Consider the following 20466-nt stretch of genomic DNA (forward strand, 5'->3'; position numbering starts at 1 on the left):
AAGGTCTTTCAGAGAGGGTGGGCAAAAGTGTCCGGACGGTCGCGATCGAATGCCTCATTGGCCCAGAGCATGACGATCATTTCCTCATTGCCGACATTGGTGATGTCGTGCGCCCATCCAGGTATGGTCTTAACCACCAGCGGCTGCTGGTCGCTGGTCGCAAGCTCGTAGGTTTCGCCCGTTGCGATCTGCTTGAACCGGAACAGCGCGGAGCCGCGAACAACGAGGAACTTCTCGTTCTTCGTGTGGTGGTAGTGCCCGCCCCGGGTCACCCCGGGTTTCGCGGTAAAGAAAGAGAACTGGCCTGAATCCGCTGTCCTCAACATCTCCGAGAATGCACCACGCGGGTCCACATGTAGGGTCAGGGGGAAGGCGAAGTCGCTGGGATCCAGGTGGGTGAGGTAGGTCGCGTACAGTGCACGCGTCAGACCGGAACCAGTGCGTGGGATGTCCTTGCTTGAGTGGATATCCGCGAATCCCTCTATCTCGGCTGCAAGCGCGCCGACAGTCGTGGGATACACGGGTGCGACGTCCAGTCGCGGTGAACCACCGGCAAGGACAGTACGCACGTCCTGTATGAGGTGATCGACGAGGTCGTCGATATACAACAAGTGCAGGGGTGCAGAGGCGTCGCGGATGGTGATCGGCTGGTGGCGGGCGACCCGGTCGCAAAACGTTGCCACGGCCGAGTTGTAGTCCGGCCTGCACCACTTTCCGAAGACATTGGGCAGCCGGTAAGCGGCGGTGGTGGCGCCGGTCCTCTGCGAGTACTCCGCCAGCAGCACCTCGGCCTCAAGCTTGCTGCGGCCGTAGGGGTTGTCCTGCGCCGCCTGGATGGAGGATGAGAACAGCACGGGACGTGCCCCGTGTGTCTCCAGCAGGTCGAGGAGGTGCGTGGTGAAGTCGACGTTGCCGGTGGCGAATTCGCGCTCGTTGTCCGGGCGGTTTATTCCCGCCAGATGGACGACGATGTCGCATCTGCGAACCATGCCTTCCAGTTCTTCTCCAGTCGTATTCCGGGTCACTCCGTGCGTGACGAACTCACCCTGCGCTTCGCCTAGGCGGACCGTCAGGTTCTTCGCAATGAATCCACCGGCGCCGGTCACGAGTACGTTGATGGGGGTGGTCATGCGCGATCTCCTGCATCGACGTCGAGCGAGTCCGGATCCGGTGGGAGCCGGCTCCCAATGGGTAGCCGGGGTACCGACTGCATGTCCCACATGAGAAACGCCAGCAGCATCTGCAAACCCAGGATGATCGGAAGGGCAGCCAGCATGACGGTGCCTGCGGTGGCTGGGGCGCCGTCCTGGATCAACCACTTGAAGGCGCCGTACCCAACCCCCCCTGCGACAAGCAAAAGACCGAACAGGAGCTGCATCGACGCTGCCGACATGTCGCGCAGGAAGTAGTTGTAGAACAGCCGCTTGCCGAAGTTGCGCAGATGCCCGAAGAGGAAATCGCCAAGGATCCGCGAGATCCGCAGGTTGCTGACCTCGTCGCGGTAGCGGGCGACCATGGGAATATCGATCACCACCGCACGCAGGGTGTTGAGGCGGAACAGCAGGTCGGACTCGAAAAAGTAGCGTTCGCTGATCCGCCCATACGGCAGGTGGGCCGCGACCCGGGCGTGGATGGCGGTGTATCCGTTTGTCGGGTCGAAAATATCCCAGTAGCCGCTTGACGCTTTCGACATGAAGGACAAGCCGGCATTGCCGAGCAGGCGGATCTTCGGCATCGAACGGACCATCGACAGATCGTAGAAGCGGTTGCCCTTGGTGTAGTCCGCTTGGCCGTCGAGGATCGGACGAATGAATCGCCCGAGCAACTCCGGCGGCATCTGGCCGTCACCGTCGATTTTCACCAGGATCTCAGCGCCCTCCGCCAGGGCTGCGCGATACCCGGTCATCACGGCGCCGCCAACGCCGAGGTTCTTCGGGTTACGCACGACGCGCACTCGCGGATCCTTGCAATGGTTAAGAACGTACTGACCGGAACCATCGGGACAGGCGTCATCGACCACGAAGATCAACTGGCACTCTTTGCCGATACGCGCGATCACGTCGAGAACGTGCCGTGTGACGCGGTAGCTCGGGATCACCACGGCAACACGGGGATCGGCGTGCATGCGATTCGGCGCGGAGTGCATCACCCCAGCGCCGCCTCCAGCTCCGGCAGCACCTGGAACAGGTCACCCACCAGCCCGATATCTGCGATCTCGAAGATCGCCGCGTCCGCATCCTTGTTGATCGCGACGATCGTACCGGCGTCCTTGATGCCGGTCAGGTGCTGGATCGCGCCGCTGATGCCGATGGCAACGTAGAGCTCCGGCGCGATGATCTTGCCGGTCTGGCCGACCTGGAGTTCATTGGGGACGTAGCCGGCATCCACTGCTGCGCGCGAGGCGCCGACAGCGGCGCCGAGCTTGTCGGCGAGGTCGAACACGATCTTGAAATTCTCTTCCGAGCCGACGCCACGGCCGCCAGCCACCACCCGCTTGGCGCTCTGCAGGTCGGGGCGGTCGCTGCGCCCGGCGGCAAGTTCCACAAAACGGGTATGGGTCGGGAGGTCCGCGTCCACGGCTGTCGCTTCCACCGTGGCACTTCCACCGCCGGTGGCTTCCTTCCACGAGGCACTGCGCACGGTGGCGACGACGGGGCGCTCCTTCGGCGCCTCCACCGTCACGATCGCGTTGCCGGCGTAGATCGGGCGCGTGAAGGTGTGGCTGCCTTCCACCGCCATCACATCGGACACCTGGGCGGTGCCGAGCAGCGCGGCCACGACCGGCATCAGGTCCTTGCCGAAGGTGGTCGAGGGGCCGAACACATGGCTGTAGCCGCCGGCGAGCTTCGCGATCTGCGGGCCCTGCACCTGCGCGATCGCGGTGGCGTTGGCCGGGTTGCTGACCGCCAATACCTTGCGCACGCCCGCCATCTGCGCGGCTTCCGCAGCCACGGTCGACGCGTCATCGGCGAGGACGATGATGTCGATGGCCTCGGCTTGCAGGGCAAGGGCGGCCGACACGCACTTGGCGGTGGCGCCATTGAGTTTGCCGTTGAGATGCTCGGCGACGATCAGAACGTTGGACATGCGATGTGCTCCTGGATCCGCCGTTCCCGCGGCCGCGGGAACCCAGTCCTTGACTGCGGGGGCGACGAAAGTCGCTGGATCCCCGCCTTCGCGGGGATGACGAACGTTTACAGCAGGCCTTTCTCGCGAAGGGCGGCGACGAGTTCGGCTGCATCCTTGACCATCACGCCCTTGCTGCGCTTCGCGGGCGCCACGTGCTGCGTGGTCAGGAGGAAATCGCCGGCTTCCACGCCGAGATCGGCGAACTGCAGCGTCTCCAGCGGCTTGCTCTTGGCCTTCATGATGTCGGGCAGCTTGATGAAGCGCGGCTCGTTCAGGCGCAGGTCGGTGGTCACCACCGCCGGCAGGTCGACCTCGATGGTTTCCAGGCCGGCGTCGACCTCGCGGGTCACAGTCGCCTTGCCGCCGTCGACCACCAGCTTGCTCGCGAACGTCGCCTGCGGGCGGCCCCACAGCGTGGCCAGCATCTGACCGGTCTGGTTGGCGTCATCGTCGATGGCCTGCTTGCCGAGGATCACCAGGTCCGGCTGTTCCTTTTCGACCAGCTTGAGCAGGGTGCGAGCGGCGGTCAGCGGCTGGATGGGCTGGTCGCAGACCACGTGGATGGCGCGGTTGGCGCCCATGGCCAGGCCGTTGCGCAGATGCGGCTGGGCGTCGGCGGGGGCGATCGTCGCGACGATGACCTCGGTCGCCTTGCCGGCGTCGCGCAGGCGCAGCGCTTCTTCAAGCGCGATCTCGTCGAACGGATTCGGGGACAGCTTCACGCCGTCGGTGACGACGCCGGAGCCGTCGGGTTTCACCTGGATGCGGACGTTGTAGTCCACCACGCGCTTGTAGGCGACGAGGATCTTCATCGGAGGTCTGGTTCCTTGGGACGGGGGGAAGCCCGGCCGACCGGGCGTTGCAGCCTCGGGATTCTACCGGGGTCGCCGGGCTCCGGCGACCGTCCAGGGTGGCCACGGCGGTGAAACAGCCGACCGGGGCCGGTATCCTGTGCGACCCCGCCGAGACGGCGGACTCCAGCCCCCCACCAGGAGAGTGTTCGTGGCCACATGGCTCGTGACCGGCGGCGCCGGCTTTATCGGCGGCAACTTCGTCCTCGAGGCGGTTCGCCTTGGACATCGCGTGATCAACCTTGACGCGCTGACCTATGCCGGCAACCTGCAGACCCTGGCGTCGATCGAGAACGATCCGAACCACGTGTTCGTGCATGGTGACATCGGTGATCGCGAGCTCGTCGACCGCCTGTTGGTCGAGCACCAGCCTGATGCGGTACTGAACTTCGCCGCCGAGAGCCATGTCGACCGGTCGATCGACGGGCCGGGCGCCTTCGTCCAGACCAACGTGGTCGGCACCCTCGCACTGCTCGAAGCAGCCCGTGATTACTGGAAGGCATTGCCCGACGCGCGTCGTGATGCCTTCCGCTTCCTGCACGTCTCGACCGACGAGGTCTACGGCACGCTCGGGGAAACCGGCAAGTTCACCGAGACCACCCCGTACGCGCCCAACTCGCCGTACTCGGCGTCGAAGGCCGCGTCCGACCACCTGGTGCGCGCGTTCCACCACACCTACGGCCTCCCGGTGCTGACCACCAACTGCTCCAACAACTATGGTCCGTACCATTTCCCCGAGAAGCTCATTCCGCTGGTGATCGCCAAGGCCCTGGCCGGCGAGCCGCTGCCGGTATACGGGGATGGCCAGCAGGTGCGCGACTGGCTGTTCGTGACCGATCACTGCGAGGCGATCCGCACCGTGCTGGAGAAGGGGCGCGTGGGTGAGACCTACAACGTCGGTGGCGACGCGGAGAAGCGCAATCTGGAAGTCGTCGAGACCATCTGCCGGCTGCTCGACGAGCGTCGCCCGCGGCAAGATGGCCAACCGCGCAGCCGCCAGATCACCTTCGTCGCCGACCGCCCGGGCCATGATCGCCGCTATGCGATCGACGCGTCCAAGTTGCAGGGCGAGCTTGGTTGGCGCCCGCGCCACACGTTCGAGGACGGCATCGCCACCACGGTCGACTGGTACCTCGCCAACCAGGACTGGGTGCAGCACATCCTCGACGGCAGCTACCGGCTGGAGCGCATGGGAGCCGAGGCATGACTGCACGCAAGGGCATCATCCTCGCCGGTGGTTCCGGTACGCGTCTGTATCCGATCACCAAGGGCGTCAGCAAGCAGCTGCTGCCGGTGTACGACAAGCCGATGATCTACTACCCGCTCAGCGTGTTGATGCTGGCGGGCATCCGCGAGGTACTGATCATCAACACCCCGCACGAACAGGTGCTATTCCAGCAGTTGCTGGGCGATGGTTCGCAGTGGGGCATGGAGATCCAGTACGCCGTACAGCCGAGTCCCGATGGCCTGGCGCAGGCGTACCTGATTGGCCGTGACTTCGTCGGCGGCAAGCCAAGCTGCCTGGTGCTGGGCGACAACATTTTCCACGGGCATGGGCTCACTGACACCCTCAAGCGTGCGGACGCGCGCACCGATGGCGCGACCGTGTTCGGCTACTGGGTGAACGATCCGGAGCGTTATGGCGTTGCCGAATTCGATGAGGCGGGCAGGGTGGTCGACATCGCCGAAAAGCCCGAGCAGCCGCGATCGCATTACGCGGTGACCGGCCTGTACTTCTACGATGGCAGGGCAGCCGAGTACGCCTCCGAGCTGACGCCGTCGCCGCGTGGCGAGCTGGAGATCACCGATCTCAACCGTCGCTATCTTGACGAAGGCGCCCTGTATCTAGAACAGCTGGGGCGTGGGTATGCCTGGCTCGACACCGGTACCCACCAGTCATTGCACGAGGCTTCCAACTTCATCCAGACGATGCAGGACCGGCAGGGGTTGCAGGTGTGCTGCCCGGAAGAGATCGCGCTGGCGAACGAGTGGATTGATGACGCCCAGCTCGAGGCGCTTGCGAAGCCTCTGGCCAAGAACGGCTACGGCCAATACCTGCTGTCGCTTATCAATCGTGGAGTCGTACGTTGAAGATCATCGAGACCCCGCTTCCCGGTTGCCTGATCATCGAGCCTGCGGTATTTGGCGACGAACGTGGGTGTTTCTACGAAACGTGGAATGCCGAGCGTTACCGGCAGCATGGCCTGCCATCCAGCTTCGTGCAGAGCAACGCTTCATCCTCCGTGCGTGGCGTGCTTCGCGGGCTGCATTACCAGTGGCCACATCCCCAGGGAAAACTGGTGAGCGTGATGTCAGGCGAGGTGTTCGACGTCGCAGTGGATATCCGGAAGGGTTCACCGACGTTCGGGCAGTGGACGTCCGTGCTGCTGAGTGCGGAAAACAAGCGGCAGTTCTGGATTCCGGAAGGATTCGCACACGGCTTCATGGCGACCTCGGAGCACGCGGTGTTCACCTATCTGTGCACCGATCTCTACAACAGCGCCACCGATTCGAATATCGCCTGGGATGATCCGGAGATCGGTATCGAATGGCCGGACATCGCACCGTCGTTGTCCGCGAAAGATGCCAGGGCACCCCGGCTCCGAGACGTCTCGGATACCCAGCTGCCGGTATTTTCCGCATGACGGTCATGGTGTTTGGTGCGAATGGCCAGGTCGGCACGGAGCTGCTTCGCGCATTGTCCGGCGCGGGCCCGGTGCTGGCCACGACACGCCATGGTGAGCTTCCAAGCGGCAGGACGTGCCTCCAGGCCGATTTCGCCGACCCCGAATCGACTATCGCACTATTGGACAACCACCGCCCCCACGCCGTGGTCAACGCCGCCGCCTACACCGCAGTCGATCGCGCCGAGACTGAGCCTGATGCGGCCCATGCCGCCAATGCCGCGACGCCGGGCGCCATCGCCGACTGGTGCGCCACGCACGACGTGCCACTGGTGCATTACTCGACGGACTATGTGTTCGATGGCAGAGGCACGCGGCCGTACCTTCCCGACGACGCCACCGCGCCGCTCGGCGTATACGGCGCCAGCAAGCTCGCCGGAGAAGAGGCGATCCGCGCCGCCGGTGGGCGCCATATGATCTTCCGCACGGCATGGGTGTACGCCGCCCACGGGCAGAACTTCCTGCGCACGATGCTGCATGTGGGTGCGGAGCGTGACGTGTTGCGGGTGGTCGCCGACCAGGTTGGCACGCCGACACCGGCGGCGCTGATCGCCGATATCACCGCCCATGCGCTCAGGCATCCCGATGCCAGCGGCACCTGGCATCTGACCGCGGAGGGCGAGACAAGCTGGCATGGGTTCGCCGAGGCGATCTTCGCCGGTGCGGTTGAGCGTGGCCTATTGCCGCGGGCGCCGCGCGTCGAGGCCATCACCACGGCCGACTATCCGACGCCGGCGAAGCGGCCGGCGTATTCGCGTCTGGATACCTCGACCCTGCAGCGCGATTTCGACGTCGAGCTGCCGCATTGGACGCAAGGGCTGTCCCGTGTGCTCGACCAGCTGGCTGCGCAGCGCCAGGATTGACCGAAGGTCCAAGGCCGTCGCGCGGACGCCCGGCTAGAATGGGCGCCTCGATCCCGCGTGAGTACGCCCGATGATTGAAGCGATTTCCACCGAGCGCCCGGCCCGCGCCGGCAAACTCTGGCCCGACGCGCAGGCCGCGCTGGCCGACATCGTCGCCGACAACCAGACGTTCGCCGTCGGTGGTTTCGGCCTGTGCGGCATCCCCGAGGCGCTGATCACCGCGTTGCGCGATTCAGGGGTCAAGGGCCTGACCGCGATCTCCAACAACGCCGGCGTCGATGGCTTCGGCCTGGGCCTGCTGCTGGAAACCCGCCAGATCCGCAAGATGATTTCGTCTTATGTCGGCGAGAACAAGGAATTCGAGCGCCAGTTCCTGTCCGGCGAGCTCGAGCTCGAGTTCAACCCGCAGGGCACGCTTGCCGAGCGTCTGCGTGCCGGCGGCGCAGGTATCCCGGCGTTCTTCACCGCCACCGGCTACGGGACGGTCGTCGCCGAGGGCAAGGAAACCCGCGAGTTCGACGGAAAACACTACGTGCTGGAGACCGCGCTGACCGCGGACGTCGCGCTGGTCAAGGCATGGAAGGCCGACACCGCCGGCAACCTCGTGTTCCGCAGGACCGCGCGCAACTTCAATCCCGCCTGCGCAATGGCCGGCCGAGTCTGCATTGCAGAGGTGGAAGAGATTGTGGAAGTGGGCGCGATCGATCCGGACCAGGTGCACCTGCCCGGCATTTATGTCGACCGCATCGTCCACAACCCGACGCCCGAGAAGCGCATCGAGCAGCGCACCGTCCGCAGCAAGGAGTCGAACTGATGTCCTGGACCCGTGACCAGATGGCGCAGCGCGCCGCGCGCGAACTGACCGACGGCGCCTACGTCAACCTCGGCATCGGCCTGCCCACGCTGGTCGCCAACCACATTCCCGATGGCGTCGATGTCTGGCTGCAGTCGGAGAACGGCCTGCTCGGCATCGGCCCATTCCCGACCGAGGACGAGGTGGATGCCGACCTCATCAACGCGGGCAAGCAGACCGTCACCGCCCGCCAGGGCGCGAGCTATTTCGGGAGCCACGATTCATTCGCGATGATCCGCGGCGGCCACATCGACCTCGCCATCCTCGGTGCGATGCAGGTCACTGCCGGCGGCGACCTCGCCAACTGGATGGTGCCGGGCAAGATGGTCAAGGGCATGGGCGGCGCGATGGACCTGGTGGCCGGTGTCAAGCGCGTGGTGGTGCTGATGGAGCACGTGGCGAAGGATGGCAGCCACAAGATCCTGCCCGAGTGCACGCTGCCGCTGACCGGCGTGGGTGTGGTGAGCCGCATCATCACCGACCTTGCGGTGTTCGATGTGACCCCTGACGGGCTGGTGCTGGTCGAGGCCGCGGACGGCGTGGGCATCGACGAGCTGCGCACGAAGACCGGCGTGCCGTTCGCCTGACTGACACATCCGTCGGCTACTGTCAGGCCTCCCACCGATGCGTGCGCGACGGATGAGAGTGACGATGTTCGGGACCGGCTACGTCGGCCTCGTGACCGGGGCGTGCCTTGCCGAGATCGGGCATGAGGTGACCTGCGTTGACGTGGACGCCGGGCGGATTACCCGGCTGCAGGCTGGCGAGATCCCGATCTACGAACCCGGCCTGGCGCCACTGGTGCGCAGCAATGCCGCCGCCGGACGCCTGCATTTCACCGTCGATCCGGTGACCGCGCTCGAAGGCGCGGAGATCGTCTTCATCGCGGTCGGGACGCCGCCGAACGCAGAAGGCGGCGCGGACCTGTCGCAGGTTCTCGCCGTCGCGGAGACGATCGGCGCGCATCTTTCCGCTGCCGCGATCGTGGTCAACAAGTCCACCGTGCCGGTGGGCACCGCGCAGCGCGTGCACGACACCATCAACGCGGTGCTCGCGCGACGTGATGTGCAGCTGGACGTGGACGTCGCGTCGAACCCGGAGTTCCTCAAGGAAGGCGCCGCCGTCAAGGACTGCATGCACCCGGACCGGATCGTGCTGGGCGCCAGCCGGCGCACGACCTTCGATCGCCTGCGCAGGCTCTACGCGCCGTTCGTGCGCAACCACGACCGTTTCGTCGAGATGGACGTGCGCTCCGCGGAGCTGACCAAGTACGCCGCGAACGCCTTGCTGGCGACTAAGATCAGTTTCATGAACGAGATGTCGCGCATCGCGGAACAGGTGGGCGCCGACATCGAGCAGGTGCGGCTCGGCATCGGCCCGGATCCGCGCATCGGCTGGCATTTCATCTATGCAGGCGCGGGCTACGGTGGCGTCTGCTTTCCCAAGGACGTGCAGGCGCTGGCACGGGCCGCGCGCGACTCGGGTGCGCCGGCTGCCCTCTTGGAGGCGGTGCACGCGGTCAACGACCGTCAGAAGCGCCACCTCTACACCCTGATCGAGCGCCATTACGGCGGACCACCCACAGGCAAGACCTTTGCGCTGTGGGGCGCAGCGTTCAAGCCGAACACCGACGACGTGCGCGGCGCGCCGAGCCTGACCCTGCTGCAACAGTTGTGGGACGCAGGGGCCACGGTCCGGGTCTACGATCCGAAGGCATTGGACGAACTGCGCCGTACGCTCGGGGATCGCGAAGACCTTGTTCTGTGCGACACGCCGGCCATGGCGCTGGACGGTTGCGATGCCCTGGTCGTGGTCACCGAATGGCGCGAGTTCCGCAGCCCCGACCTGGAGCTCATGCGCGAACGGATCGGTGATCGCGTCGTCTTCGACGGGCGCAACATCTACGACCCGGTCGAGCTCGAAGAACACGGGATCGCGTATTACGGCATCGGCCGCGGGCGTTCGCTGTCGTTCTAGCCGGTCCGGCTGCGACGGGCGAACCGGTACGCCGCGTCGTCTGAATGCGGTGGGAGGCCGACGCACTCGGCCGCAGTGGCGACCCGGAAGCCCGCAGCCTTCGTGACCAGCACGAAGATGCGTTCAATCGCGTGTGCAAGCGTTCCATCCAGCTGGCCGGTCTCGTCCTCGAACTCGTCGACGTGCAGATGGGCATCGAACAGTGGGCGAAGGCTGGCCAGGCGGAACCACGCCATGCTGCCTGCGATGAACTGGTCGGCATCGGTTGCCGGCGCCGAGATCCCGGTCCGTCGGCAGAGATACAGGCAACGGCTCTCGTTGGCACTCCAGTAGTAATGGAGCGGTTGCATATGTCCCTCCGGCCCCACGGCGCCAAGTACGGGGTCCTCGTCAAAGGCTTTCAGTACAGGGCGGAGCCGGTCAGGGGCGGCAAGGCGTTCCAGCAGTTGGCGTCGCCATGCATCGCCGTCGTCCCGATGGGTCGAGCGCTTGGTGTGCAGCTTCAGGACGACCTCGACGCCTTCGTCCAGAAGGCGGCCCGCGACCTGCAGGAACGGCAGGATGTCACGCCCGCGGTTCTCGACCTCGACGATCTCCGCGCGCGTCGCCCGGTGTCGCAACACCGTTTCCACTGCCGGGCGCCGTTCTGGGGAGACGGTGATGACAAGCCGGTGCACGTGCACCGCGTCGCCCAGGATCTCCAGGATCTCCGGCAGGACGTCGGGATACCACGCATGCACCACGATCGCGGTCTGCTCCGACGGCGCGCGACGCAGGGTCAGCGCGGATGGGTTTGCGCTCGCGACCAGCGCCTCCCGGGTCGCTTCGAGCCACGCATGCCCCAGGCGCAGGTCGGGCTCCAGCACCGCACCTTCGGCCCATTCGTTCCACGCGTTGATGAAGACGAGATCAGCGTCGCCGCTCTGTGGCAGTCGATCGCGAATCGTGGCCTGCAGCCACTCGCGATAGCCTCGCGGCGACGCGTGCAGATAGGTCCGCCCGCGACCCGGCCGGCGGGGCTCGTTGTCCCAGCCGCAGTTCACTGCGGGGTGCAGTGGGTAGGGCGGAACGCCGCGTCCAGCCCACTCCCGCGCGAGCTCGCGCCAGTCCACCACTTCGCCCTGGTAGTCCGGATTCAACAGGCACTGGTCGGCTGTCAGTGAGGACGGCGAGGACAGATTGGGTGGGAACTCGACCGCGGCATCGAAGCCGATCGATCGTGGATCGTCTCGTTCGAAGGAGTGCACGCAAGTGAGGTGGATTTCGCCGACTCCGTGTTCCCGACACCATCCGCGCCAGCGTTCTGAAGTTGCTCGAGGGTCAGGCAGCAAACCCGTGCGATAGACCAGCAGCACGGGCTTGCCGTCGACACGGAGGTAGCGCGGATCGCGCAGGTACTCCGCAACGTGCGCAATGAACGCGAGATCGTCCTCCGGACTGTGGGACTGTCCGACGAGGATGTCCTGCTCGCGGCCGTCCCAGCGGCGTGACCAGTTCTCGTTCGCCCAGCACAGGCAGATCTGGAAATCGATCGTGCGGTCATCGAGCCACTGGCGCAGCGGGGTTTCCAGCAACGTCTTGCCACCAAACCAGTAGAAGTAGCTGCAGAAGGCGGAGATGCCGTACGCCCGTGCCAGCTCCGTCTGCGCGCGCAACGTGTCGGGCAGGCGCAGGTCGTAGAAGGCGAGATCGCCAGGCAGGCGCGGCTGCAGATGGCCTTCGAACTGCGGCAGGGCGCGGGTGACGTTGCGCCACTCGGTGAAACCCGCGCCCCACCAGGCATCGTTCTCGGCAATCGGATGGAACTGCGGCAGGTAGAACGCCACCAGGCGCGCAGGGAGTGGATCAGGCAACGGCGCGTCCGTACGTGCCCGGTATCCGATCGCGCGGCTGCCCGCGTGGATCCGCGGACGTTGCGGGGAATCGTCGCCCCGCCATTGCCCCGATGCGGGTGGGGGTATCAGTGCCGGTGCGGAGGACAGTACGCGTTGCCGGACCCGGTCACGCATCGCCTCCGGCATTGGCATCGCACGGAAGACCCAGCGCAACACCGCAAACGCGCCTCGATGGGCGCGCACGCGCATGGTCGAGGCGCCCTTGCTCACAGGTTCTGGTAATTCGGCCCCGAGCCGCCTTCCGGCGTGACCCAGGTGATGATCTCGTACGGGTCCTTGATGTCGCAGGTCTTGCAGTGCACGCAGTTGGCGGCGTTGATCTGCAGGCGCTTGCCGTGTTCGGCCTGGGCGTCCTCGACGATCTCGTAGACGGCGGCCGGGCAGAAGCGGGTGCAGGGGTTGTTGTATTCCTCGACGCAGCGGGTCACGCAGATCGAGGTGTCGTGCACGTGCAGGTGCACGGGCTGGTCCTCGTCGTGCTCGGTGGCGGCGAAGTACACGCCGGCGAGGCGGTCGCGCGGTGCGAGGTCGCGTTGCACGTAGTCGCGCTTCGGCTGCTCGTGGTCCTTGACCCGGCCTTCGTCGAGTTTGTCCAGCGAGCTCCAGTCGGCGTTGACCTTCAGTGTCCACGGCGAATGCCCGCCGGTGACGGTTTCCCAGGCACCGTTGGCGAGTCCGAACCACAGGCCCTTCTTGAAGCCCGGCTTGATGTTGCGCACCTTGCGCAGCTCGGCAACGGCGTCGGAGGCACGCAACTTGGCATCGAAGCCCTCGGGCGCGAGTGCACTGGCGACGAGATGCTCGGCGGCCAGCATGCCGCTGCGGATCGCCTGGTGGGTGCCCTTGATCTTGGGCACGTTGAGCAGGCCGGCGGTGTCGCCGATCAGCAGCGCGCCGGGCATCTCCACCTTCGGGAGAGACTGCCAGCCGCCGGTGACGATCGCCCGCGCACCGGCCGACAGGATGTTCCCGCCGTCCAGCAGCGGCCGGATCATCGGGTGGTGCTTCCATTGCTGGAACGCCTCGTAGGGCGCGTAGTTCGGGTCCTGGTAATCCAACCCGCTGACATAGCCGATCGCGACCTGGTCGTTGTCCAGGTGGTAGAGGAAGCTGCCGCCGTAGGTGCTGGTGTCGGCCGGCCAGCCCAGCGTGTGCACGATCTTCCCGGGCGTGCCGCGCCCGGCGGGCAGCTGCCACAGCTCCTTGATGCCAATCGAATACGCCTGCGGATCGCTGTCGGCGTCGAGGTTGAAGCGGCGCACCAGGCGCTTGGTGAGGTGTCCGCGTGCACCTTCGGCGAGCACCGTCACCTTTGCGCGGATGTCGATGCCCGGCGTGTAGCCCGGCTTGTGCGAACCGTCCTTGGCGATGCCCATGTCGCCGATGCGCACGCCAAGCACGGTGCCGTCCTCGGCATGCAGGGTCTCGGCGGCGGCGAAGCCCGGATAGATCTCGACGCCGAGCGCCTCGGCCTGCGGCGCCAGCCATGCGCACATCGCGCCGAGGCTGACGATGAAATTGCCGTGGTTGCGCATGCCGGGCGGCACGATCGGCGCCTTGCGCCCGCCGTCCTTGGTCAGCAGCCAGAACTCGTCGTCGGTGGCGGGGACGCAGACCGGTGGCGGGTTGTCGCGCCAGCCGGGCAGCAGCGCATCCAGCGGGCCGGGCTCGATCACCGCACCCGACAGGATGTGCGCGCCGATGGTGCTGGACTTCTCGATCACGCAGACCGAGATCTCGGGATTGAGCTGCTTCAGGCGGATCGCGAACGACAGGCCCGCCGGGCCGGCGCCCACGGTGACGACGTCGTATTCCATCACGTCGCGTTCGATGGCGTCGGCTGGCTGGTTCATGCTCGCTCGTACTCCCGGTTCACAGGACGCGATTGTCGCGTTTTCACGGTGAACGCGGCAAATTGATGCCTCACGTCCTCTGTCGTCCCCAGCCGATGCTGCAACCGCTCGACCTTCCGGGTGCCGACGTCGGCTTCGATGCAGAGTGGCTGTCAGCGGCCGAGGCGGACGCCTTGTTCGATTCCCTGCATGGCGGGCTCAGCTGGGAGACCCACCGGATCCGGGTGTTCGGGCGCGAGGTCGACAGCCCGCGGCGCAGCGTGTGGATCGGCGACACGGAGGCGGTCTATCGTTATTCGGGAGCCCGGTTCGTGCCGAGGCCGTGGACGCCGGAACTGCGCGCACTCGCCTCCCGGCTCGAGATGGTCACCGGTGCGCGTTTCAACAGCGTGCTGGCGAACCTCTACCGCGATGGCCGTGATGGCATGGGCTGGCACAGCGACGACGAGTCGGAGCTGGGGCCACGGCCGGTGATCGCCTCGCTGAGCCTGGGTGCACCGCGACGTTTCGTGTTCAAAGCGCGGGCCGGGGACGCCCGGCTCGCACTGACCTTGCCGCACGGCAGCCTGCTGCTGATGGCCGGCGACACCCAGCGGCTGTACCGGCACGCGCTGCCGAAGACCGCGCGGACGGTGGCGCCGCGGATCAACCTGACCTTCCGTCGCGTGCTGCCGCGTGGGTGACGGTGCGGGCGCGGCGTGTTGCGCTTGCCCTTATCCGCCCTGCGGGCACCTTCTCCCGCAGGCGGGAGAAGGGAAGACGGAAAAGGGATAGCGGCAATTGGGAAGGCTGGAACGGGCGACGGCGGGAAAGCCGGGAAGCGGTGAGGCGAGAGAGCACGAAGCGGGTGTCGGTGAAACGTGGATGGAATCCTTCTCCCGCCCGCGGGAGAAGGTGGCGCGCGAAGCGCCGGATGAGGGCGCCTTGCGCGCCGGAACTACAGCCGGTCCAGCCAGCCGTACCGATCAGGCGTCGTACCCTCGAACAGGCCGAAATACAGCTGCTGCAGTTGGCGGGTGACCGGCCCGACCTTGCCGTCACCGACACTGCGCCCGTCGACCGAACGGATCGGGGTGATCTCGGCCGCCGTGCCGCACATGAAGAGCTCGTCGCACAGGTACAGGTACTCACGCGGCAGGTCGCGCTCGACGATCTCGAGCCCGGCATCGCGTGCCAGCGTGATCAGGCTGTGGCGCGTAATGCCGTTGAGCAACGCCGCACTGACCGGCGGCGTATGCAGCACGCCGTCGAACACCAGAAACAGGTTTTCGCCCGCGCCTTCCGACAACAGCCCGGTCGACGCCAGCGCGATGCCCTCGCCGAAGCCCAGCCGGCGCGCCTCGCGCGCGACCAGCTGCCCGGAGAGATAGTTGCCACCGGCCTTGGCGCCGGCGGGAATCGTGTTGGGTGCGAAGCGCTGCCAACTCGACACGCAGGCATCGATGCCGGTCTCCAGAACGCCCTCGCCAAGGTAGGTGCCCCACGGCCAGGCACTGATGGCCACGTCCACGGGTGTTTCCGCAGACAGCCCGAACCCGCCCAGGCCGCGGAACGCCACCGGGCGGATATACGCACTGTCGAGTTTGTTCCGTTGCAGCACCTCGCGGGTCGCCGCGTTGAGCTCGTCGAGCCCGTAGGGGATCTCGATCTCGTGGATCTTCGCCGAGGCGTACAACCGCCGGTTGTGGTCGGAGAGGCGGAAGATCGCCGGACCGTCGGGCGTGCGGTAGGCGCGGAGACCCTCGAACACCGACGAACCATAGTGGAGCGCGTGCGCCATCACGTGGGTGGTGGCCTCGGCCCACGGCTTGATTGTGCCGTTGTGCCAGATCCATTCGGGATATTGCATGGGCGCGACCTGGGCGGATGGAAGGACGATTCTGGCAGAGCGGCACGGCTGGCGTGGGGCGGCAGCGACTACAGGCTTACCCACCAGCAGCCCATGTGGCGGCGCAGGCCAAGCACCGTGCTGCGGGGCGTGATGCGATCGCCGACGGTCTGCTCCAGCCGCAACGCCACCGGCCGACGGCGTGCCGAAGCGGCGGTGGCGAGCGGAGGAAAGGTGGACGCACTGTAGCCGGCGGCCTGCACCGGTGCAGGTGTCTCGGCCTGCACCGGCACGATGCCGACCAGTGGCCGCTGCACGATCGTGTCGAGCCGGTCCATGACGTGGTGTCCACTGCGGCTGCTCATGCCGGCGAAGTGGTAGACACCCGCCAACCGGTTGACGTCGCGGCCGTCGATGGCCGCGCTGACCTCGTGCACCAGGTCCTGCACGTTGCGCGCGCAGCCACGGTAGGCACGCGGCGCGGCCGCCGCTGTGCCGGCGCGCTGCGGCCGGGTCACGGCGCCGATGTCGCTGCAACGGCGGTCGGTGTAGATCGTGGTGCCGTCGGCGCCGGTGCAACGGTTGATCGATTGCGCGTGGCCTGGGCCCGCGGGCAACGCCCCGGCCAGCGCGGCGTGGAGGGCAAGGGCGAGGGCGGCTGGGCGGCGCATCGGTCGCAAGCGTAGCGCGGGGCCGGATGGGGAGCCATGAACCGGGCCGGCCGGATCCGATACCTGTTCCTCCGTTGACTCGGCCCGGACCGCTTCGCGTCAACCGGACAGGCGCTTGATCGGTACGAGCGGCCTCAAGCGGGCGGGGGCAAGGACGGCCGGTCCTCTGCCAGTTCCAACCGCGCCAGCACGGCCTGTGACGGGCGGGCCAGGTTCAGGGCATAGAAATGCAGTCCCGGGGCGCCGCCCTCGATGAGACGGCGGCACAGGCGCGCGACCAGGTCGGCACCGAACTCGCGGATGGCATCGGCGTCATCACCGTAGCCCTGCATGCGGCGGGCGATCCAGCGCGGGATCTCGGCCCCGCAGGCTTCGGAGAAGCGCCGCAGCTGGGAGAAATTTGCGATCGGCATGATGCCCGGCACGATCGGCACGTCCACGCCGAGCCGGTGCGCATCGTCGACGAACTGGAAGTAGGCGTCGGCGTTGTAGAAGTACTGGGTGATGGCGCCATTGGCGCCGGCGTCGACCTTGGCCTTGAAGTGGCGCAGGTCGACGTGCGCGTCGTCGGCCTGCGGGTGCGTCTCCGGGTAGCACGCCACTTCGATATGGAAGTGGTCGCCGGTCTCGGCGCGGATAAAGGCCACCAGGTCGGCGGCATGGCGCAACTCACCGGCATGGCCCATGCCCGAAGGCATATCGCCGCGCAGCGCGACCAGCCGGCGGCAGCCGATCGCGCGGTACAGCTTCAGGAGCTCGCGGATCTCCTCGCGCGTACCGCCCACGCAGGACAGGTGCGGCGCGGCCTCGAAACCATGCTCCTGCCGCAGCCGGCGCACGGTTTCCGGGGTGTAGCTGAGGGTCGAGCCGCCGGCGCCGAAGGTACAGGACACGTATTCGGGGGCGTGCGCCTTGAGCCTGCGCGCGGTGCGGTCGAGCTGCTCGCGCTGTTCGTCGGTCTTGGGCGGATAGAACTCGAAGCTGAGCGGGATCATCGTGCGGCGGGCATGGGGCGTCGCCGGAGTCTATCTCTTTATCGCGATGGAAGTGGCAAGCAGCTCAGCCGGCATTGCCGGTGTCGTGCCGGCTGCCGCCGCGGCAATTCGGCGAATCCGGCACCGCGCCTGCGCGGGCGTCCCATTCGTCCGGCGTCCACGCATGCAGTGCGAGTGCGTGGATCTCCTGCATCAGGCCTCCGAGGACGGCGTACACCTTCTGGTGGCGCTGCACCGCCCGCAGGCCGACGAACGCGTCGCTGACGATGACCGCCTTGTAATGGGTCTGCGTGCCACGACTGTGCATGTGGCTCTCGTCGAACAGCTCGACGTGGCGGGGTTCCAGCGCCTGCAGCGCAGTGCGCAGGCGGTCGATGGTCGGAGTCATGGCGGTGCCGTGGTGCGGGGCATCCGATGATGCCACGTCGGTCGCGGCATCCCGGGCGTAGGGGCTACCCTCGGCGGTTTCAGTGGAGCATCCGCATGTCCATCGTCCTCACGCCGTTCGCGCGGGCCCGGCTGTTCCCGTCCCCCGTGCGCGCCAACACCATCCAGGACTGCAGCCCGGAGGATTTCGAGCGCCGCCTCAACAGCGAGGCCCCGGAGCGCGTGCTGCCCGGCTACGCGCCGTTCTGCCGACTGCACGTGCATCGCAACTGGACCTCGACGCGCACCCTCACCGTGCCGGTGACCGACGACAACCGGCACCTGCTGCGGTCCGCCTACGAGGCGCGCACCCGCGAGGAACTGCCGGTGCTGGTGCGCTGGTTCGAAGGCGTGGACGCACCGGTGGCGCGCCACCTCGTTCCCATCCTCTACAGCCGCGAGCAGCTCGCCAGGGAAGGGTCCCCGATCGACGCCGACTGGGGCGTGGTCGGCTGCCTGTACACGATGGAGCCGGAAGAAATCCCGATGGCGCCGATCACGATGATGCGCAACGCACTCGGGGTCGGCGAGGGCGGCTCCGGCGTGGCGCTGGATCGCGATGCGTACCGGCGTGCGGTGGATTTCTGGGAGCGCAACGCGAACTGGCGTCCCTGAACGCGCGGCCTCCACGCGACCACGACGTGCTCCACGCGCTGCGTTCACGGCGTCGGCGCGAAGGTCGTGGGCCGCGCCGGACACTCCGGCGTTTCCGACCCCCACCGGAGACCTGTCCATGCTGGCCACCACCTACCGGCGTCCGCGCACGATGCGCATCGCCCATGTCGCCGAGCCCGAGATCGAGCATCCCAACGACGCCATCATCCGCGTCACCCGCAGCTGCATCTGCGGCTCCGACATCCACATCTACAACGGCCTGGTGCCCGACACCCGGGTCGGCCAGATCATCGGCCACGAGTTCACCGGCGTAGTGGAAGAGGTCGGCCCATCGGTGCAGAACCTCAAGGTCGGTGACCGCGTGCTGGTGCCGTTCAACATCTTCTGCGGCAGCTGCTACTTCTGCCAGAAGGAGCTCTACGGCAACTGCCACAACGTCAATTCGCAGGCGAGTGCGATGGGTGGTTTCTACGGCTACACCCACACCGCAGGTGGCTACGACGGGGGCCAGGCCGAGTACGTGCGCGTGCCGTTCGCCGATGTCGGCCCGACGGTGATTCCCGATGACATCCATATCGAGGATGCGGTGATGCTGACCGACGCCTTCCCGACCGGCTACCAGGCCGCGGAGATGGGCAGCATCCGCGAGGGCGACACGGTGGTCGTGTTCGGTGCCGGCCCGGTGGGCCTATTCGCGGCCAAGAGCGCGTGGTTCTTCGGCGCCGGCCGCGTCATCGTGGTCGACTGCGAGGACTACCGGCTGGAGTTCGCCAGCAAGTTCGCGCACGCCGAGACGGTCAACTTCAGGGAAGTGGACGACATGGCCACGCACCTGAAGAAGATGACCGACTGGCTGGGCGCCGACGTGTGTATCGATGCGGTTGGTTGCGATGCGAGCGGCAGCGCATTCCACACGTTCACCGGCAAGATCATGATGATGCAGGCCGGCTCGCCGATTGCGCTGCACTGGGCGATCAACAGCGCGCGCAAGGGCGGACGCATCTCGATCGTCGGCGTGTACGGTCCGACCTTCAACATGATTCCCATCGGCAACGCGGTCAACAAGGGGCTGACGCTGCGCATGAACCAGGCCAGCGTGAAGCGCCACCTGCCGCGCTTGATCGAGCACATCCGCGCCGGTCACATCTCGCCGCGCGAGGTCATCAGCCATCGCATCCCGCTGGAAGACGTGGCGGATGCCTATGACATCTTCGTCAACAAGCGCGACAACTGCATCAAGCCGGTGCTGATTCCGCCGCGCGCGCGCGAGGCTGCGTGATGGCCGGCAACGAACGGGAGACGACCATGGATAACGCAAGCAAGTTCGCCCATATCCCCGGCTGGGGTGCAGACCTCGAGCGCGAGAATCGACCGGCCGTGCCGATGGAGCGCACGCCGCCGCGGCTCGACGTGCCGTGGAGCGATCCGCCACCGCAGCAGCCGATGACCGTGGAAGTCCTGAAGTCGGTGGAACGCCCCGAGCACTCACGCACGTTCGGCACGCGGCTGCCGCCGAAGGGCCTGAGCGGCGTGATCCGGCGTGCGGCGTTCAAGCGCAGTGAGAACGACATCGCTCACTGGCTGATGCTGATCGCCGCCGACCGCGTCAACGTGGTCGAAGGCCTTTGCGAGGACGTGCGCGACAACCCCGGCAAGGCGCTGGCGGTGGGCGCGGGCGCCGCGCTGGTGGCGTGGTGGCTGCTGCGCGACGACTGAGGCTGCCCACGCGATGCGGCCCTGCGCCGTCACTCCCGCGAAGGCGGGAGTCCATGGACGTAGACGGGACAGGAAGGGAGCATCGTCCTGCGCTCACCCGGATGACCGAA

Annotated in this window: 21 protein-coding genes; 11 read left to right on the forward strand and 10 right to left on the reverse strand. The window is 66.7% G+C overall.

Annotated features, from left to right (window positions below; genetic code table 11):
* Positions 1-8: 8 nt before the first annotated feature.
* From E5843_RS03115 to E5843_RS03130, 4 genes are all read right to left on the reverse strand, one after another.
* Positions 9-1130: a polysaccharide biosynthesis C-terminal domain-containing protein gene (locus E5843_RS03115; protein ID WP_208542769.1), complete on the reverse strand. Its 1122-nt coding sequence runs from the start codon at positions 1128-1130 to the stop codon at positions 9-11.
* Positions 1127-2125 carry a glycosyltransferase family 2 protein gene (locus tag E5843_RS03120; RefSeq protein WP_244240824.1) on the reverse strand — a complete coding sequence of 333 codons (999 nt, stop codon included), beginning with the start codon at positions 2123-2125 and terminating at the stop codon, positions 1127-1129. Before E5843_RS03120 ends, E5843_RS03115 begins: the two co-directional genes overlap by 4 nt.
* Before the next feature lie 20 nt (positions 2126-2145).
* Positions 2146-3087 (reverse strand): electron transfer flavoprotein subunit alpha/FixB family protein, encoded by a 942-nt coding sequence (locus E5843_RS03125; RefSeq protein ID WP_136411799.1) that lies wholly within the window; start codon positions 3085-3087, stop codon positions 2146-2148.
* 107 nt (positions 3088-3194) lie between these two features.
* A complete protein-coding gene (locus E5843_RS03130; protein ID WP_136411800.1) occupies positions 3195-3941 on the reverse strand; it encodes an electron transfer flavoprotein subunit beta/FixA family protein in 747 nt (248 codons plus the stop codon).
* A 190-nt stretch (positions 3942-4131) separates the two neighbouring features.
* Between E5843_RS03130 and rfbB the strand changes: the two genes are divergently transcribed.
* The 7 genes from rfbB to E5843_RS03165 all read left to right on the forward strand — a co-directional run bounded on the left by rfbB (position 4132) and on the right by E5843_RS03165 (position 10357).
* Positions 4132-5187 (forward strand): dTDP-glucose 4,6-dehydratase, encoded by a 1056-nt coding sequence (gene rfbB / locus E5843_RS03135; protein ID WP_136411801.1) that lies wholly within the window; start codon positions 4132-4134, stop codon positions 5185-5187.
* On the forward strand, positions 5184-6071 hold the full coding sequence (rfbA, locus tag E5843_RS03140; RefSeq protein WP_136411802.1) for a glucose-1-phosphate thymidylyltransferase RfbA: 888 nt from the start codon (positions 5184-5186) through the stop codon (positions 6069-6071). Before rfbB ends, rfbA begins: the two co-directional genes overlap by 4 nt.
* On the forward strand, positions 6068-6625 hold the full coding sequence (gene rfbC, locus E5843_RS03145; RefSeq protein WP_134674904.1) for a dTDP-4-dehydrorhamnose 3,5-epimerase: 558 nt from the start codon (positions 6068-6070) through the stop codon (positions 6623-6625). Before rfbA ends, rfbC begins: the two co-directional genes overlap by 4 nt.
* Entirely contained in the window at positions 6622-7527 is a 906-nt protein-coding gene (gene rfbD, locus E5843_RS03150) for a dTDP-4-dehydrorhamnose reductase (protein WP_136411803.1), read from the forward strand. The genes rfbC and rfbD overlap by 4 nt, the downstream gene beginning before the upstream one ends.
* A 70-nt stretch (positions 7528-7597) precedes the next feature.
* A complete protein-coding gene (locus tag E5843_RS03155) occupies positions 7598-8341 on the forward strand; it encodes a CoA transferase subunit A (RefSeq protein WP_136411804.1) in 744 nt (247 codons plus the stop codon).
* A complete protein-coding gene (locus tag E5843_RS03160) occupies positions 8341-8967 on the forward strand; it encodes a CoA transferase subunit B (protein WP_136411805.1) in 627 nt (208 codons plus the stop codon). The genes E5843_RS03155 and E5843_RS03160 overlap by 1 nt, the downstream gene beginning before the upstream one ends.
* Before the next feature lie 52 nt (positions 8968-9019).
* Entirely contained in the window at positions 9020-10357 is a 1338-nt protein-coding gene (locus E5843_RS03165) for a UDP-glucose dehydrogenase family protein (protein WP_141066124.1), read from the forward strand.
* On the opposite strand, the gene E5843_RS03170 is transcribed toward E5843_RS03165, so the two are convergent.
* Positions 10354-12441 carry a glycoside hydrolase family 99-like domain-containing protein gene (locus E5843_RS03170; RefSeq protein ID WP_141066125.1) on the reverse strand — a complete coding sequence of 696 codons (2088 nt, stop codon included), beginning with the start codon at positions 12439-12441 and terminating at the stop codon, positions 10354-10356. The two genes, E5843_RS03165 and E5843_RS03170, sit on opposite strands and share 4 nt — an antisense overlap.
* A gap of 17 nt (positions 12442-12458) precedes the next feature.
* Entirely contained in the window at positions 12459-14105 is a 1647-nt protein-coding gene (locus tag E5843_RS03175) for an electron transfer flavoprotein-ubiquinone oxidoreductase (protein ID WP_136411806.1), read from the reverse strand.
* Positions 14106-14200: 95 nt separating this feature from the next.
* On the opposite strand from E5843_RS03175, the gene E5843_RS03180 reads away from it, so the two are divergent.
* Positions 14201-14788, forward strand: a complete 588-nt coding sequence (locus E5843_RS03180) for an alpha-ketoglutarate-dependent dioxygenase AlkB family protein (protein WP_136411807.1) — start codon at positions 14201-14203, stop codon at positions 14786-14788.
* A 254-nt stretch (positions 14789-15042) separates the two neighbouring features.
* Here E5843_RS03180 and E5843_RS03185 read toward each other — a convergent pair whose 3' ends face one another.
* From E5843_RS03185 to E5843_RS03200, 4 genes are all read right to left on the reverse strand, one after another.
* Positions 15043-15954 carry a branched-chain amino acid transaminase gene (locus tag E5843_RS03185; protein ID WP_136411808.1) on the reverse strand — a complete coding sequence of 304 codons (912 nt, stop codon included), beginning with the start codon at positions 15952-15954 and terminating at the stop codon, positions 15043-15045.
* Positions 15955-16022: 68 nt separating this feature from the next.
* The gene (locus E5843_RS03190) at positions 16023-16604 is read right to left on the reverse strand and encodes a DUF4124 domain-containing protein (protein ID WP_141065664.1); all 582 of its coding nucleotides are present in this window, start codon (positions 16602-16604) and stop codon (positions 16023-16025) included.
* Between the two features lie 134 nt (positions 16605-16738).
* Positions 16739-17599, reverse strand: coding sequence for a methylenetetrahydrofolate reductase [NAD(P)H] (gene metF, locus E5843_RS03195; RefSeq protein WP_136411809.1), 861 nt, complete (start codon positions 17597-17599; stop codon positions 16739-16741).
* 64 nt (positions 17600-17663) lie between these two features.
* The gene (locus E5843_RS03200) at positions 17664-17987 is read right to left on the reverse strand and encodes a BolA family protein (RefSeq protein ID WP_136411810.1); all 324 of its coding nucleotides are present in this window, start codon (positions 17985-17987) and stop codon (positions 17664-17666) included.
* A gap of 95 nt (positions 17988-18082) precedes the next feature.
* Between E5843_RS03200 and E5843_RS03205 the strand changes: the two genes are divergently transcribed.
* The 3 genes from E5843_RS03205 (at position 18083) to E5843_RS03215 (ending at position 20356) form a co-directional block, all read left to right on the forward strand.
* On the forward strand, positions 18083-18640 hold the full coding sequence (locus tag E5843_RS03205; protein ID WP_141065665.1) for a DUF3228 family protein: 558 nt from the start codon (positions 18083-18085) through the stop codon (positions 18638-18640).
* A gap of 118 nt (positions 18641-18758) precedes the next feature.
* A complete protein-coding gene (locus E5843_RS03210) occupies positions 18759-19919 on the forward strand; it encodes a zinc-dependent alcohol dehydrogenase (protein ID WP_134674882.1) in 1161 nt (386 codons plus the stop codon).
* Positions 19920-19945: 26 nt separating this feature from the next.
* Positions 19946-20356, forward strand: coding sequence for a hypothetical protein (locus E5843_RS03215; RefSeq protein ID WP_134674880.1), 411 nt, complete (start codon positions 19946-19948; stop codon positions 20354-20356).
* The last annotated feature ends 110 nt before the right edge of the window (positions 20357-20466 follow it).

The sequence above is a fragment of the Luteimonas yindakuii genome, assembly GCF_004803715.2.
Classification (GTDB): domain Bacteria; phylum Pseudomonadota; class Gammaproteobacteria; order Xanthomonadales; family Xanthomonadaceae; genus Luteimonas; species Luteimonas yindakuii.